The sequence below is a fragment of the Variovorax sp. IB41 genome (genome assembly GCF_016405905.1).
Taxonomy (GTDB): domain Bacteria; phylum Pseudomonadota; class Gammaproteobacteria; order Burkholderiales; family Burkholderiaceae_C; genus Variovorax.
In genome coordinates this window covers 1-15,133 of record NZ_JAEFCB010000035.1, presented here as the reverse complement: position 1 = coordinate 15,133, position 15,133 = coordinate 1, and the positions used below count along the sequence as shown (strand labels likewise).

Below are 15,133 nucleotides of genomic sequence, written 5' to 3'. Positions count from 1 at the left end.
GAAGGACTTGAGCCCATGACCGCGCCGACCCAGGCTAGGCAGATCCATGTGGCGATCGCACACCGCGACCCGTATGTGGCCGCCGGCATCGCATCGCTGCTGCGCTCCCGCGCCGACTTCGTCGTTCGATCCGGCCTCCCCGACGCCGACGCCGATGGCGACGCCGTCGACGTGCTCGTGACGGACTACGCAACCGGCGTTCACAGGGCGACGAACCTCCCTTCCGGCCGCGGGCGTTCCACACCGAAATCTTTTCTCGTGGTCACGGACCAGAGCACCGGGTGGCAGATCCGCCGCGCCGTGGACGCGGGCGTGCGCGGCTATCTTCTGCACGATTGCTCGGCGGCGGAACTGTCGGACGCGGTGCGCTCTGTTGCAGAGGGTCGCAGGTACCTGTCCTGCCCCGTGGCCGACCAGCTGCTGGAGAACATCTCGGCCGCCGCGCCGACCGCCCGCGAATTCGAAGTGCTCCAGCTCATCGCACAGGGCCTGCCGAACAAGGAGATCGGCCGACGCCTGGGCATCGGCGAAGGCACCGTCAAGACCCATGTGAAGGCGATCCTGCGCAAGCTCGAAGAGCCGACGCGGACTGCCGCAATCGGCGAAGCCTTTCGCCGCGGACTGCTTCTGGAGGCATCGCCATGACCGGCGCCGTCGATCTGCGTGTGCGTGTGTGCCATGGCGATCCGCTCGTCATGGCCGGCCTCGTCGCGCTCATCGGCCAGGAACCGGGTTTCCACGTGCAGGCGGGGAATGCGCCCGCGCAGGGCATCGTGGACGTGGTCGTGGCCGACCACGCCAGCGCGTTGCGCCTGCTCGCTTCGGCATCGGACCGGCCTGACGCGGCAGGCGGTGCTCGTGTGCCGCGCGTCATCGTCGTGTCCCGGCGGGACAAGGAACGCGAGCTCATGCAGGCGATCGACAGCGGAGCGCACGGCTATGTGCGCCAGGAAGCTAATCCGGCCGAACTGATGGATGCCATTCGCCACGTGGCGCGAGGAGGCTCTCTCTATCTCTGCAAGCGCACGAAGACGCTTTTCAGGTACGGCAGGCCGGGCGCAGGGTTCACCGCCAGGGAAGAGGACGTGTTGCGCTTCCTGGTGAAAGGCGATTGCAACAAGGGGATCGCCCGCAAGCTGAACATTTCCTCCAATACCGTCAAGGCACACGTCTCCAGGATCTGCGAGAAGCTGCACGTCGGCTCGAGGGTGCAAGTGGCCGTCAAGGCGACACAGCGCGGGCTGGTCCGTGTCTGAGATTCGCCGGTGGCGCTTCGGCGTCTTCGCGCTGTGGGAAGCCGAAGCAAGGCTCGAGCGCAACGGGCAGCCGGTGCGGCTCGGATCGCGCGCCATCGGCCTGCTGGTCGCGCTCGTGGGGCGCGCCGGCGAAGTGATCGGCAAGGACGAGCTGCTCGCGGCGGTCTGGCCGGACACTGTGGTCGAGGAAGCGAGCGTCCGGGTCCATATGTCGATACTGCGCAAGGCCCTGGGTCCGCCCGGCGCAGAAGATGGATGCCTGGAGTGGATCGCCAATATTCCGCTGCGCGGCTATCGCTTCCTGGGGCGCGTGCATTGCGAGTTCGTGCCGTCTGCCGTCGCCGCGCAAGTGGCGCACGCATCGCTGCCGGATGCGCCCGCCGCGCTGCCCGTTCGCGTCTCCAGGCTCGTGGGGCGCGAGGTGGAGATCGAGCGCGTGCTCGGCATGCTTGCGGCGAGCAGGCTGGTCACGGTCGTCGGGCCGGGGGGCGTCGGAAAAACCAGCGTTGCCATCCGCGTCGCCGCGCGTTATCGGGAACGGCTGCAAGTCCCGCTCGGTTTTGTCGATCTCGCACCCCTGACGTCGCAGGACCACGTGCTGACGACGATGGCGCGCGCCATCGGCGTGCGAGGCGGCGTGCCGGACATCGAGGAAGCCATCATCCAGCGTCTCGAAGGCCAGGCGATGCTGCTGCTCGTGGACAACTGCGAACATGTCATCGAGAGGCTGTCGCCGCTCTTGGGCAGGTTGCTCGCGGCGTTGCCCGGTCTGCGGGTCCTTGCAACCACCCGGGAGGTGCTTCGCGTGGGAGGCGAGCATGTCTTTCGCTTGATGCCCCTGGCGGTCCAGCAGTTCCAGCCCGGAACCCTGGCGCATGCCTTGCGCTCGCCGGCGGTGCAGTTGCTCGTCGAGAGAGCCCAAGCCGCGGGCGCCGGGGCATTCGATGACGCGAGCAGCGGTCCGCTGACCAGGATCTGCCAGCAGGTCGACGGAATCCCGCTGGCGATCGAGTTGGTCGCGGCCCGTCTGGGGGCCCAGTCCGCGAGCGACCTGGCATTCGGGCTCGACGATCACATGCGCCTGCATTCGGCGGCCAGGCAGGCTGCTCTGGCGAGACACCGCACGCTAGCTGCGACGCTGGACTGGAGCATCGGCCTGCTGGGCGAGGCCGAGTTGCTGCTGTTTCGCAGGTTGTCGGTGTTCCGTGCCCACTTCGGCATCGCAGCGGCGCTCAGCGTGGCGGCCAGTGCGCTGGACCCGGACGTGGCGTCCGACGCGTTGCTGAACCTCGCCAGCAAATCGCTCGTCGTGTACGACACCGATCAGGTGGCGGACTCGCCATACCGCCTGCTCGATACCACCCGCAGCTATGCGCATGTGCTGCTCGTGCGGGCGGACGAGAAAGACGCGGTATCAAAAAGCCATGCCCTTTTCATGCTGGACCTCATGGGCGTTGCCACTGCGGACCTCGTCTTGCTGGACGCCGATGCCTGGGCGCAGCGCTACCGCGGCTGCCTTGACGATGTTCGCGCGGCGCTGGATGCCTGCATGGAGCGCCACGGCGACATGACGATCGCGGGCGCGCTCACTGTCGCATCGGCGCCGCTCTGGTTCCGCTTGTCCGAAGTGAGTGAATACCGCGATCGCGTTCGCGCGGCGCTGGACCAGGTCGATGCGCTGAAGGCCCCCGACCGCCTGATGGCCGGGCGGCTGGAGATCGCGCTCTACAACGCGCTGTGGCACACCGGCGGCACGGTGCCGGAGATGACGCAGGCGTGCGAGCGGGCGCTGGCCTGCGCGCTGGAACTCAAGGTGAAGACGCTCGAATTCCAGGCGCGATGGGGCCTTTGCGCGCTGAACGTCACGCGCGGCGCGTACACGCCGGCGTTGCGGCATGCCGAGATCCTGCGCGAGTTCGCGAGCCACTCGACCAACGCCGTGACGCGCAACCTGTCGCACCGCATGCTGGCGCTCGCCAGTCACTTCTGCGGCGCGTTCGCCGAGGCCAGGGCGCATGCCGAAGCAGCGGCGGACGTGGACGACGCGATCCGGCGCAACCACGCCAACGCGTTCCAGCCGGACGCGCGCACCACTGCCATGGCCATCCTCGCCAGGACGCTGTGGATCCAGGGTGAGAGCCGCCTTGCCATGGTCACTGCCACCCGATGCGTGGAGGAGGCCGAGGCGCTGGGTCACGCGCTCTCCCTGTGCGTTGCGCTCTTCTGGATCTGCCCCATGGCCATATGGGCCGGCGAACAAAGCGCCGCCCGTGCCTGGACTGACACGCTGCTGCAGCAGACCGGGTCCAAGGGGTTCGCCTACTGGCATGCCTGGGCCCTTTGCTACGACGACGCGATGAAGCTCGGCGAGGCCGACGATGCCGACGCGCACATCGATGCCGTTGCGGCAAAGGTCCTGGCCATGGACGAGCCCCGCAGGGAAATGATGGCCACCTTCTGCGACCGGTGGGTTGACGATGACCTGGTCGCGCGCGCGATGCGGGGCGAAGGGCAGTGGACTGCCGCCGAGGTGTGCCGTGCCGCCGGGCGGCGCATGGAGCTGCATGGCAACGACGCCGAAGCCGAGGCGCTCTATCTGCAAGCCCTTGCCCTTGCACGTTCGCAAGGTGCAATCGCTTGGGAACTGCGTGCGGCCGGGATGCTGGAACGACTGCGCGCCAGGACCGGTCAGCGTTGAAGCGCCCGCGCGCCCAGCAGACCAACCCGCGCCAGCGCGGCGCGCTGTTCCCACGCGACGGCACCCTGTCGCCCGGCGGTGTCGATCGCCCGCAGGTAGAAGGCCTCTGCCTCGTCGCTCGCAGCGTTTTGCTCCGCGCGCCAGCCGGCGGCGCGCCAGACCTCGGCAGCGACCCACGGACTCTCTCCGCGCGACACGCGTTCGATCAGGTCGTCGTCGACCCATTCGATGCAGAAGGTGGCGAGCATCTCTCTGTGGGGTGCGTCATAGGTTGCGAGCTGGCCGGCCACTTCACGGACATAGAGGTCCCGGTCCGGCGCGATGCTCAACTGCAGGCCCTGGGAGAACCACTCGGCATAGCGCAGCCAGCCCACCAGGCCCTTGCGCTGTGCTTCGTCCGTCATCAGGTGAATCCATCCGGCTGCGAGCTCGAGCTCGCCGGCCCACAGCGCGACCGGGCAGGCGCCATACAGCGCGGAGCACAGCGAGACGGACTTCCCGGCCGCTTGCGCCCGGCCGACCGCATCGCTCGCCTCTTCCAGGGCCCTGGCCGTCTCCCCTTGCACCCAGAGGGTTCGGCTCAGCATGGCTTTCGCGGCAACGATGGCGTTGACCCCCACCATGTTGGCGCGCGCATGTCCGAGGCCGCCGCCCACGCGCACGGAGGCTTCACTGTGCATCCTTGCCAAGCCGAAGTGGCCGCAGAAGTGGTTTGCCATCGCCATCACCCGGTGAGCGAGATTGAGCGCGGCAGGGTCGGACCAGGATTGCGCGGCCGTCATCAGCGTTTGCGCCTGGTCCAGGGCCGCCGAATACTCGCCGCGGAACATGTCGTGCGTGCACCGCCCCCAACGGGCCTGCAGTTCCAGCACGGGAATCCTGACGGCAAGCGCGCCGGCCAGCGCCTCGTCCGCAGCGGCACCCAAATCGGGCGTGGACCTGCCGGTGTGAAGCAGGGCGCTGACCAGGGCCGTGTTCAGCCAAGTCGCCGTTTCGGTGTCGCGCGCGGGTTGCCGCTCGACCAGCGCCAGCGCTGCGGAGACCCGGTCGCGATATTCCACCACCTGGGCCAGGTGAAACCACAGTGGCGCGGAAGCCGTCACCAGCGATGCGGCCATCTTCGCGTCGGGCTGCTGCGTCACGCAGACTTCGAGCGCGAAGCGGACGTCGTCCAGGCGGTGCGCGTAGCGGTCGGCCCAGGCCTGCTCGGTCAGGTCGGAGAGTTCCGCTGCCGCAGCCTTCATGAGGTCGCGCATGAGCACCGCATGGCGCCGCAGCAATGCCGGTCGTTCATCGCTCTGCGCGAGAAGCGCCGCGGCATAGCTTCGCGTCGTGTCCAGCAGCCGGTAGGGCGCGACGGCGTCGTTGCTGTCGAAGAAGACCAGCGACTTGTTGACCAGCGAGATCAGGGCATCGAACGCGACCTCGGTGTCCATGCCGCCGGCGCTCACGCCGAGCGCGGATTCGACATCGAATCGGCCGCGGAACACCGACAGCCAGCGAAAGAGCCGCAGTTCTGTATCGCTCAGCAGCGCGATGCTCCAGTCCAGTGCCGCGGCCAGCGTCCGGTGCCGCGCGAGTGCGGCGCGGCTGAACGCATAGAGGCGCATGTGGTCGTCCAGCCTGCGCGCCAGGTCGGCAACCGGCTGGACACCCAGGCGCGCGGCCACCAGCTCGATGGCCAGGGGGATGCCGTCGATCTGCCTGGCGATCTGTGCCAGCAGGGGCCCATGCGATTCGTCGAACGCACCCGCGCCCGCGGCCTTGGCGCGCTCGACAAGCAATTCGACGGCGGGCCAGTGCAGTGCCTGCGTGAGCGAGATGTGCGCGGTGTCGGGGATCGCAAGCGCCGGCAACCGGAAGACATACTCTCCCGTCACGCGAAGCGCCTCGCGGCTGGTCGCGAGGATGCGCAGGCCGGGCAGCACGGAAAGCAGGCCGGCGATCGGCAGCGCCAGGGAATCCACCACGTGCTCGCAGTTGTCGATCAACAGCAGCACGGCGCGCCCCGCCAGGCGCTGCGTGACGGCCTCGACGATGTCGGGCAGGTCGGCGGGAATCCCCACGGCCCGCGCCAATGTGCCGAGCACGTGATCCTGGGAGATCAGCGACGACAGATCGATGAAGGCGATCTCGGTGCCACACCTGTGCTGATGGCTCTCCGCCACGTGGATCGCGAGGCGTGTCTTGCCGATGCCGCCAGTGCCGACGATCGTGACCAGACGGTGCGTCTCGAGCGATCCGAGAACGCTCGCCACATCGGCTTCGCGACCGACAAGCTCGGTCAACCGGACCGGCAGCGGGGTGAAACCCGGATCGGGCAGAAGTGTCACGGGTTTGGTCGAGATGCCGGTCGCCTCGCGCCGGACACGCCCATTGAAGCGATAGCCGCGCAACGGAACATTGGAGATCCACTCCTTGCATTCGTCGCTCTCGCCCGGCTCCCCCAGCGTCTTGCGCAGCGTGGACATGTGGACGCGCACGCTGGCCTCTTCGACCACGACGCCGGCCCAGACCGCAGCGAGCAGGTCGTCCTTGCTCACGAATTCGCCGGCCCGCTTGATCAGTTGCAGCAGCAGATCGAAAGCGCGTGGCCCCAGCCGCATGGCCTCGCCGGCCCGCTCGAGCCGACGCTGTGCCTCCCAGAGAACGAAAACGCCGAAGTACCACCGGACTTCCGCCGACGCCAGGTCAGGTGACTCCTCGGGCTGCATCTGCATGATCGGGTCTGCTTGCGGCCCGACTCACGCGGCCGCGAGCCAGGTGCGAGCAGCGCAGGGTGGTCGGCCGGGAGTGCGGATCGGGTGGACGGTTTTCATGGGCGGAAACTCAAGTATCCATTTGATCGCAGCCCGGGGCTGCGCGACATCGGGCTAGGCCCTGCTTCCCATGGGTCATAGGCCGTGCAGCCCGAAGCCGCCGCCGAGATTCAGCGCCGCTTCCTCGCGCAGCTCGCGCGCCTCCCGCAGCGTGCGCAAGGCACCGGCAAGTGAGACATGGAAAAAGCAAAGGGACTGCGAGGCCCGCCCGGCCGGCAATGCAGGCCGGTGCCCGACGACAGCCAAAAGACATCCGGCCGAGGCGCCATCGATTTGTACGAAGGTCCGCCTTGGGCGTGCAATGTGTCGGCCGCCCGGCAGCCGCCCGCTATCGCAGCGTCTTCAGGTACCTGACGAGCTCCGCCACCTCGCCCGGATCGGGAACGCCCGCAAACGGCATGCGGTTGCCCGGCACGGCCTGTTGCGGATCGCTGAGGAAGGCCGCCAGGGATTTTTCGTCCCAGGTGATCTGGGCATTCTTCATGGCCCGGCTGTAGCCAAACCCCGGCGACGAGCCGGCCTTTCGCCCCACCACGCCGGCCAGTGGCGGCCCGATGGCGGCTGCGCCTTGCGCCGTGTGGCATGCCGCGCAGGTCGTCCATGTCTTGGGCGGCTGCACGGCCGACTGGCCATGCGCCAAGTTCAAGAAAGCTGCAGCGCAGATGGTGAGAAGGAGTGTTCGCATTTCGGTCTCCTCAAAGCATGCGTGGCTGCTTTGCGTAGCGCACCAGGTCATCGCCCAGGCGCAGCGCCATTGCCGCGAGCGGGCCGGTGGGGTTGTATCCCGCGTTGTGCGCATAGACTGAGGCGCCGACCACGAAGAGGTTCTGCGCATCCCAGTGCTGCAGCCGCGGCGACACCACGCTCGTGGCGGGATCGGCACCCATGATCGTTCCGCCCGTGGTGTGCGTTGTCTGGTACTGGCGCGCATCGAAGTCGCCTTGCCGCGGTTGTGGCGCGCCCACTGCAGTGGCACCCATGGCGCGCGCGATCCCGGCAGCCTTGTTCGTGACGTACTCGCTCATGCGATGGTCGTTCTCGTGGAAGTTGAAGGTCATGCGCAACAGCGGCGAGCCGTAGGCGTCGCGGTACGTCGGATCGAGGTCGAGGTAGTTCTGGCTGTGCGGGTAGTTGCTGCCATGCACCGCGACGTTGAAGGCGTGCGCGTACCAGTCGGCGTTGGCCTGCTTCCATGCCGATCCCCAGCGCGGCGTTCCGGCCGGATGCAGACGCGCATTGATGGGCCGGCCGTTCGTCACGTTCGAGTAGATATAGCCGCCGCCGAAGAAGCCGAGCCCGGCGTGGTCGAAGTTGTCGCCGTTAAATTCGTCCACCACCATTTGCGAGGCGCCCGAGGCCATGAACGGATTGATGAAGCGGTCCTTGAAGAACACCGGCACCGACGACATCACCTGGTAGCAGAAGTTCTTGCCGACCACGCCCTTGCCCGTCTTCGGGTCGTAGGGGTGGCCGATGCCGCTCGTGAGCAGCAGCTTGGTGTTGGTCATGGTGAAGCCGGACAGCACCACGACATCGGCCGGCTGCTCGTACGTTTGCGCGGTCTGCAGGTCGATGAACTGCACGGCCGTCACGCGCCTGGCGTGCTTGTCGTAGACGAGGCCGGTCACCTGCGAGTGAAGACGGATCTCGAAATTGCGTTGCTTGTGCAGCAGGGGATACAGCAGCACCGCCGGGCTGGCCTTGGCATTGGCCTCGCAGATGAAGCGCTCGCAATGGCCGCAGTACTGGCACGGCGCAAGGCTTGCGCCATCGGGGTTGGTGTAGGCGCGCGGCGAGTTGGCCGCGGGCAACGGGAATGGCTTGTAGCCGAGGCTCTGCGCGGCGGCCTTGAAGATTCGGCCCGACTCCAGGATCTCGAGCGGCGGCTGCGGGAAGTCGCGTTTTCGGGGCGCCTCGAAGGGATTGCCGCCTTCGATCAGTTGCCCGCCGACATTGCCGGCTTGCCCCGCGATGCCGAAGAGCTGCTCGAACAGGTCGTGGTACGGCTCCATCTCTGCGTAGCTGACGCCCCAGTCCTGCACCGTCATCTCGCGCGGGATCGCGGCCTTGCCGTAGCGCGATTCGAGACGGGTGCGCAGGGCGGGGTCGTACTCGGCCCAGCGCCAGGTCTGTCCGTTCCAGTGATTGGCCGCGCCGCCCATGCCTTCGCCGGGGAGGAAGGCTTCCATGCGGCGCACGGGCAGTGCGCTCTCGCTGGTGGCATGGCGCAATGTGTAGGTTTCGTTGGCCCAGTTCTGCACCAGGCCGTTGCGCACGCCCCAGCGCAGTTCGTCGCGTTGGTTGGGCAGTGTGGCGGCGGCGCTGCCGGCGAGATCGCTGCCGCGCTCGAGAACCAGCACGTCGATGCCGGAGTTCATCATCTGCCGCGCGGCCAGGCCGGCGGTGAGGCCGCCGCCGACGAAGACGACGGCGCGTTTGGGAAGTTTGTGGGTCATGGGGATGGATGGGTAGGACGCCTTCAACTGAAGTCCTCGATCGACTGCGGCTTGGCCGCACCAGGGAAGGACAGGCCGCGGTACTGGACCACGTTGCGCCCGTGAAAAGCGGGCAGGCCGGGGAAGCCGACGGCGCGCCAGAAGGCCTTGTCCCGATTGCCGCCGTACATCGGATCTGCAAAGCAGGCCTGCACGAACAGCGGATAGAAAAAGTCGTTGAACCACGCACCGAGTGCATAGCGCTCGTCGTCCATCCGGCTGGCGGCGACGTCCTGCATCAGGGCGTCGAGTCTGTTGGCTTCGAGCTGCTCGATGGCCTTGCCTGTGCGTTGCTGGGCTTCGCGGCGCAGCACCGCGAGGCCGGCCTTGAAATGCTGCTCGGGTGTGAGGGGCGACTGGTAGCCATGCTGCGGCTTGCCGGGGTGCCAAGGACCTTGTCGATAGAGCTGGTCGCCACGCCCCCAACCGCCGGCCAGCTGACGATCGATGTACAGATGCAAGCCGCAATCGACACCGCTCGGTGTCAGCGCATCGGCCGGGCACATCACGTTGACGAGGGCCTCGACGCAGGCGGCCTCCTGCGGACCCAGAGACAGGCAGCCCGAGGAGCACGTATTGCCGTTCGGTTCGGCTGCGCTGCCCTGCGCCGAAGCGAGCGGGCTGGCGAGGCCGCCCAGCAATGCGGGCGCCGCGAGCGCCGCGACGCTGGAAGCGCCGCCGATCTGGCGCAGGAAGAGTCGCCGCGCAGGCGGCTCTCGGTCATTCAGGGACATGGAAGTCTTTCTTCTAGGGGCAGAGTTCGTGCGGTGAGGAAAAAGGGCGGCACACGTCATGCGCCTGTCGCACTCGAATCTATGTTTCGACAGGCCGATGCGGTAGCCCTGCCGAGCGAAACGCCGCAGTGAGCCAACGGCATCAATGGCGACGCGACGCCGCTTCAGCTCGAGAGACGGCGCGCTCTGGAAACGCACGGCTGTGCCACTCGCAACGCGGCGAGAAAGAACCCGAAGCAAAGGAGGGGCGGACGCTGGATCTGCGGAGGCGCAGCCACTGCTGGCGAGGGAGGGCCACGCTCCCAATTCGCCGTCGCAACCCGACGCGAAGAAGGCAGCGCCACTGGGCAAAAGCAGCAAGCAGGCGCAGGCACCGCCAGAGGCGATGCCTGCGCCTGCTGCGAAGACTCAGGCGAGGTTCGCCTTGTCCAGGCCGAAGGCCTTGTCGGACGATCCGGGCACAGTCTGGAACGCGATGTTCACGCGGTTCCATGCATTGATGGCCATGACGCTGAAGGTCAGGTCTGAGAGTTCTTTTTCGGACAGTTGCGTGCGCACGCGCTCGTAGGTGTCGTCGGATACGCCTTGCTCGGGCAGCTTGGTCAACGCTTCGGTCCAGGCCAGGGCCGCGCGCTCGCGGGGAACGAACAGCGTCGATTCACGCCATGCGGCCAGATGGTGGATGCGCAGTTCGCGCTCGCCATGGATCTTGGCTTCCTTGATGTGCATGTCCAGGCAGAACGCGCAGCCGTTGATCTGCGACGCACGGATGGCGACGAGGTCCCGGATCGTTTGCTCGATGGTGCCGTTGTCCACGAGCGTGCTGAATTCGATGAGCTTCTTGAAGAGCTCGGGCGATTGCTTGATGTAGTTGAGGCGATGAGTCATGTGTGGCTCCGCCCTCAGTGCGGCTGAGGTACCCGTTCGCGAAGACCGCGGGAGAGAAGAAAATCCTGTGCATTGGCGATGCGGCGCAACCGGCAAATGGCCTGCTCGCGCGCCGCAGGCTGTGCTCAGTAGTCCCAGATGATCGGAACCCAGCGAAAAATCTCGCCGTCGATCGCCACCCGGCCGATGGAGGGGAAGGGCAGGTGAGCGGCTACCAGCAGTCCGCGGGTCTGCGCCAGTTCGCGGAAAAGGGCGAGGCGAACCTGGGTCGCTTTCGCGGGGTCGTGCTCGAAGCCGTTCTGCCAGTCCGGGTGATCGAATCCGACAGGGAACATGGCGTCGCCGGCGAACATCAGGCGCTCACCGCCCGACACCAGGTCGACCACGCTGTGCCCCGGTGTGTGGCCGCCGGTACGGCGGACCACCACGCCCGGCGCCACCTCGTGTTGCTCCTCGAAGGTCTGCAACCGGTCGCGGTATGCGTTGTAGAAGCTCTTGGCTGTCGAGCGGAGCACCTCCGGCACCGGGTTGGGCATCACGGTCTGGGAGAAATCGGGCGAGGTCCAAAAATCGACTTCGGCCTTGGCTACGTGGATGCGTACGTTGGGGCGCAGGCGTTCCTTGATGCCGGGAACGAGCAGCCCGCCCACGTGGTCCATGTGCATGTGGGTAAGGATCACGTCGGTGACGGACTCGAGCTCGATGCCGGCCGCGGCCAGGCGCTGGGGGAATTGCCCGGCGCGCGGGAAGCCCGGAAACTGGCCGCCCAGACCGGCGTCGATAAGGATGGTTTGGTCGCCGCTGCGGGCCACCATCACGTTCAGCGGCCAGTCGTACTTGTCGGGCGGCATGAACATCTGGCCCAGCCAGTTCGCCAGGTCCGCCGGGTTGGCGTTGGTGGCCATGGTCGAGGTGGGCAGCGGCAGCACGCCGTCGCTGACCACCAGCGCCTCGATATCGCCGATGCGCAGCGCATAACGGGAAGGCACCGGATCTTTGGGTTTCTCGCTCGCGGGTTGCAAGCTTGCATCTGTGGGGGACATGGCGGAATCTCCAAAAGGGCGGCCCGATCGCGCGGGCCTGAACTGCCAGGCGACTGGCAGCAAGTTGCCGTTCAACTCACAGGGGTTGTCAGGCACGGATCACGGCAGAAGGCCGTATGCCATTGATCGTAGGGAGGCCGGGGAGGCGCCGGTAGGCTCGCGAACGGACGCACAGTGGTGCCTGATACGCACCAAACACTTGAGTCTCTTGATTGGGGGGTGACGGTCTTCGGTCACCCGGTGCAAGGCGACACTGGCGAAGCCGCGTCGACGTGCGAAACGTCTACGCGCGCAGCCCGAGGGCTTTTGAGTTTTCTTCGCAGCCGGGTCCCGTCAGCCTGCTGCGTGTCGCAATCAGTCTTCGATCAAACCGAGGAAGTCCTTCGAGCGCTGGCTTGCGGTCGGTCCGAAGAAATGATCGGGCTTGGCGTCTTCCACGATCACGCCGCCTTCCATGAACACGATGCGGTCGGCGACATCCCTCGCGAACCGCGTCTCGTGCGTCACCACCAGCATCGTCATGCCTTTCTCGGCAAGGTCGCGCATCACCTTGAGCACCTCGCCGCGCAGTTCGGGGTCGAGCGCGGAAGTGGGCTCGTCAAGAAGGCCGTAAGCGCAGCTGCGCGCAAGAAGGCTCCGCCCGCCAAGGTGACGAAGAAGAAGGCGGCACGATCCGCTCGAGTAGGTCCAGCACCAGCATCCCAACCTGCGCAGCTCGTAGGCACTGACCTGCAGCAGCGCTTCGTTGACGAGTACCTGGTGGACCTGAACGGCACGCAGGCATCTAGCTGGCTTGGCGCACCGCCGCGCATAGCTTGGCGCGCCGATTCTCAAGTGGGATAATCCTGTCTCGACAGCCCGTTTGTCTCTGGTGTGATGCCTGAAACTCGGGGCTGCTTCCGGCAGTTTTGGTGTACCCAAACGTGTACCCGGCAGATTGGACGAATTGGTGAAAGCGAGTGCTGGTGCGGGTTGCAGGCGATTTTAAGATTCCGCCCCAGCCACCACCCATCGCTGCGCAGGCTCTTCCAAAGAGTTCTGCGAAGCCAAAAAGCCCTAAGCAAATCAACTGCTTAGGGCTTTTTGCATTTCTGGCCGGCCGAAAGCTTTGGCAGGAAAGCGTCCCCCGTCACTCGGGCCGCACATGCACCCGCCCCAGAAAATCGCGCACCAGCGCCACCACTTCGTCCAGGTGCGTCTCCAGCAGCCAATGCCCGCCGTCAAGCAGATGGAACTCGGCATCCGGCAGGTCCCGTAGATAGGCGCGCCCCGATTTCTCCGGCATGTAGTGATCCTGCGGCCCCCACATGATCAGCGTCGGCGGGCGGTGCGCGGCGAGGTACTGGCGGTGCTGCGGGAACCAGGCGCGGTTCTCCTTCAGCCCGGCGATCAGGCTGATCGCGATCTCCTTGCGCTCCGGCGTGACCAGCGACCAGTGCAGCTTCCACAGATCCGGAGGAATGCGCTCGGCAAGCTCGGGCCTCACCGCGTTGAGGAACTCCTCCTTGAACACCTCTTCGCTGATCGCCTCGGCCAGCTTCGCGCGCATCTGCGCCACCGGCAGCGTCCAGGTGCTCTCGATCTCGGCGTACTTCGGTCCCAGCGCATCTTCGTAGGGGATGTCTCCGTTCTGGATGATGAGCGCGACCACGCGCTCGGGCGCCTGGATGGCCAGGCGCGCGCCGATCGGCGATCCGAAGTCGTGCAGATAGAGAGCGAAGCGATCGATGCCGAGCGCCTTCACGAAGCGATCGAGAAATTCCGCATAGCCATCGAAGCTGTAGTCGAAGTCCTTTGGCGTTGCGCTGTAGCCTGCGCCGGGATAGTCCGGCGCGACCAGCCGCCAGCGGTCGGCCAGGCGCGGCATCAGGTTGCGAAACTCGTACGACGAGCACGGGTAGCCGTGCGGCAGCAGGAGGACGGGTGCATCGGCCGCGCCCGCCTCGCGATAAAAGGTTTCGACATCGCCAACCCGGATGCGGCGGTGTCGCATGTGCGTGTCCATGCGCTTCTCCTGTTCGTTGGCCGACCGGACCCCTGTCCGGCGCGGCATGGCAGGAGGTTAAAAATTCTTTGGCGCGTGTCGACGGTCGGCGTGCGCCGACGGATTCCGTAGGTCGAGACTGAGAAGCCGCAGGCGTGCCGCGCCTCAGGCCCGCTTCTTGAAATGCATCGACGCGCCGCTCGCGCGCGCCAGCGCTTCCGCCGATTCGAGCAGCACCGGCCCCAGCGCCAGCATGCGTTCCTCGGTCAGGCGCACCAGCGGCCCCGCGATCGTGATGACGCCGATCACCGCGCCGTTGCTGCTTCGCACCGGCGCGGCCATGGCCGTCATCGCGGGGGCGAACACCTCGCTGATCATCGAGAAGCCGCGCTTGCGCGCCGCGCGCAAGAACGCCAGCAGCGCCTTGACGGTGGTCGGCGCCTTCGGGCCGAAATCCTCGGGCTGTCCGAAGCCTTGCCGGGCGACCAGTTGGAGTGCCTGTTCGTCCGTCATCGTCGAGAGCCACGCGTGCCCCGCGGAACTGCTCGAGAGATTGACCGACAGGCCCATGTCCGGGTCGTAGCGCAGGCCGCGCGTGGCGCCTTGCGCCTTGGCCACGAAGGTCAATTCGTCGCCATCGACGACGGCCAGCCGCACCAGTTCGCCCGAGTTCGCCGCGAGCTTGTCGAGCAGCGGCTGGGCGATGTCCACGATGCCGCTGTTGCTCAAAAAGCTCAGGCCGAGCGACACCAGCTTGATCGTGAGCATGTAGTCGCCATGGCTCTGGTCCTGCCGCACGTAGCCGCAGCGGACCAGTTCGCTCAGCAGCCGATGGGTGGCGCTCAGGGGCATCTGCAGCTCGGCGGAAAGCGCCGACAGCGCGCGGCCTTCGGGGTGGCCGGCCAGGTGTTCAAGCACCTTGAAGCTGCGTTCGAGTATGGCGGTCATGCAGGCAACTTTAGCATTTTGCCAAGTGTTTTCACTAGTAGAAAGATTTTCCACTAGCCGATTAAGATCGCGCCGCCAGAGGTCGGGGCGCCAGTGAATGGCCCCGACATGCACCCCTCACATCGAAGCTGGAGATCCAATCTTGAGAACGCTTTACCGCTCGCTGGCCACCGCCGGCCTCGCCCTCGCACTGGTCGTTCCCGCCTTGGCGCAGGCGCAGCAGGACCGCGTGATCCGCTTCGGCCACCTCAATAACGCCGACCATCCC

The 15,133-nt window shown here is 66.6% G+C and carries 11 protein-coding genes and 1 pseudogene; 3 read left to right on the top strand and 9 right to left on the bottom strand.

Annotation, left to right across the window (positions count from 1 at the left end):
• The first annotated feature begins 15 nt into the window (after positions 1 to 15).
• Genes JC881_RS31810 through JC881_RS31800 form a run of 3 tightly spaced genes read left to right on the top strand, consistent with a single transcriptional unit; the run spans position 16 to position 3,954 of the window.
• Positions 16 to 645 carry a LuxR C-terminal-related transcriptional regulator gene (locus JC881_RS31810; RefSeq protein ID WP_198789741.1) on the top strand — a complete coding sequence of 210 codons (630 nt, stop codon included), beginning with the start codon at positions 16 to 18 and terminating at the stop codon, positions 643 to 645.
• Positions 642 to 1,256 carry a LuxR C-terminal-related transcriptional regulator gene (locus JC881_RS31805; protein ID WP_198789740.1) on the top strand — a complete coding sequence of 205 codons (615 nt, stop codon included), beginning with the start codon at positions 642 to 644 and terminating at the stop codon, positions 1,254 to 1,256. Before JC881_RS31810 ends, JC881_RS31805 begins: the two co-directional genes overlap by 4 nt.
• Entirely contained in the window at positions 1,249 to 3,954 is a 2,706-nt protein-coding gene (locus tag JC881_RS31800; protein ID WP_198789739.1) for an ATP-binding protein, read from the top strand. Before JC881_RS31805 ends, JC881_RS31800 begins: the two co-directional genes overlap by 8 nt.
• Here JC881_RS31800 and JC881_RS31795 read toward each other — a convergent pair.
• The 9 genes and pseudogenes from JC881_RS31795 to JC881_RS31755 form a co-directional block, all read right to left on the bottom strand.
• The gene (locus JC881_RS31795) at positions 3,945 to 6,674 is read right to left on the bottom strand and encodes an ATP-binding protein (RefSeq protein ID WP_198789738.1); all 2,730 of its coding nucleotides are present in this window, start codon (positions 6,672 to 6,674) and stop codon (positions 3,945 to 3,947) included. The genes JC881_RS31800 and JC881_RS31795 overlap by 10 nt on opposite strands.
• Before the next feature lie 427 nt (positions 6,675 to 7,101).
• Complete coding sequence (locus JC881_RS31790; protein WP_233102161.1) at positions 7,102 to 7,458, bottom strand: c-type cytochrome; 357 nt, start codon at positions 7,456 to 7,458, stop codon at positions 7,102 to 7,104.
• A gap of 10 nt (positions 7,459 to 7,468) precedes the next feature.
• Positions 7,469 to 9,229, bottom strand: a complete 1,761-nt coding sequence (locus JC881_RS31785) for a GMC family oxidoreductase (RefSeq protein WP_198789737.1) — start codon at positions 9,227 to 9,229, stop codon at positions 7,469 to 7,471.
• 23 nt (positions 9,230 to 9,252) lie between these two features.
• Positions 9,253 to 10,002, bottom strand: coding sequence for a gluconate 2-dehydrogenase subunit 3 family protein (locus JC881_RS31780; RefSeq protein WP_198789736.1), 750 nt, complete (start codon positions 10,000 to 10,002; stop codon positions 9,253 to 9,255).
• 408 nt (positions 10,003 to 10,410) lie between these two features.
• Positions 10,411 to 10,890: a carboxymuconolactone decarboxylase family protein gene (locus JC881_RS31775; RefSeq protein WP_198789735.1), complete on the bottom strand. Its 480-nt coding sequence runs from the start codon at positions 10,888 to 10,890 to the stop codon at positions 10,411 to 10,413.
• Between the two features lie 125 nt (positions 10,891 to 11,015).
• Entirely contained in the window at positions 11,016 to 11,933 is a 918-nt protein-coding gene (locus JC881_RS31770) for an MBL fold metallo-hydrolase (RefSeq protein WP_198789734.1), read from the bottom strand.
• Positions 11,934 to 12,287: 354 nt separating this feature from the next.
• Positions 12,288 to 12,533: pseudogene (locus JC881_RS31765) on the bottom strand (ectoine/hydroxyectoine ABC transporter ATP-binding protein EhuA); the annotation flags it as partial.
• Positions 12,534 to 13,062: 529 nt separating this feature from the next.
• Positions 13,063 to 13,938: an alpha/beta fold hydrolase gene (locus JC881_RS31760; RefSeq protein WP_198789733.1), complete on the bottom strand. Its 876-nt coding sequence runs from the start codon at positions 13,936 to 13,938 to the stop codon at positions 13,063 to 13,065.
• Between the two features lie 144 nt (positions 13,939 to 14,082).
• Positions 14,083 to 14,865, bottom strand: coding sequence for an IclR family transcriptional regulator (locus tag JC881_RS31755; protein ID WP_198789732.1), 783 nt, complete (start codon positions 14,863 to 14,865; stop codon positions 14,083 to 14,085).
• Positions 14,866 to 15,133: the final 268 nt, after the last annotated feature.

Bases quoted from the DNA above. Each gene is read 5' to 3' on its own strand.
- JC881_RS31780 (WP_198789736.1), bottom strand. From the start codon at position 10,002: ATGTCCCTGAATGACCGAGAGCCGCCTGCGCGGCGACTCTTCCTGCGC.
- JC881_RS31805 (WP_198789740.1), top strand. From the start codon at position 642: ATGACCGGCGCCGTCGATCTGCGTGTGCGTGTGTGCCATGGCGATCCG.
- JC881_RS31785 (WP_198789737.1), bottom strand. From the start codon at position 9,229: ATGACCCACAAACTTCCCAAACGCGCCGTCGTCTTCGTCGGCGGCGGC.
- JC881_RS31790 (WP_233102161.1), bottom strand. From the start codon at position 7,458: ATGCGAACACTCCTTCTCACCATCTGCGCTGCAGCTTTCTTGAACTTG.
- JC881_RS31770 (WP_198789734.1), bottom strand. From the start codon at position 11,933: ATGTCCCCCACAGATGCAAGCTTGCAACCCGCGAGCGAGAAACCCAAA.
- JC881_RS31795 (WP_198789738.1), bottom strand. From the start codon at position 6,674: ATGCAGATGCAGCCCGAGGAGTCACCTGACCTGGCGTCGGCGGAAGTC.
- JC881_RS31755 (WP_198789732.1), bottom strand. From the start codon at position 14,865: ATGACCGCCATACTCGAACGCAGCTTCAAGGTGCTTGAACACCTGGCC.
- JC881_RS31775 (WP_198789735.1), bottom strand. From the start codon at position 10,890: ATGACTCATCGCCTCAACTACATCAAGCAATCGCCCGAGCTCTTCAAG.
- JC881_RS31760 (WP_198789733.1), bottom strand. From the start codon at position 13,938: ATGGACACGCACATGCGACACCGCCGCATCCGGGTTGGCGATGTCGAA.
- JC881_RS31810 (WP_198789741.1), top strand. From the start codon at position 16: ATGACCGCGCCGACCCAGGCTAGGCAGATCCATGTGGCGATCGCACAC.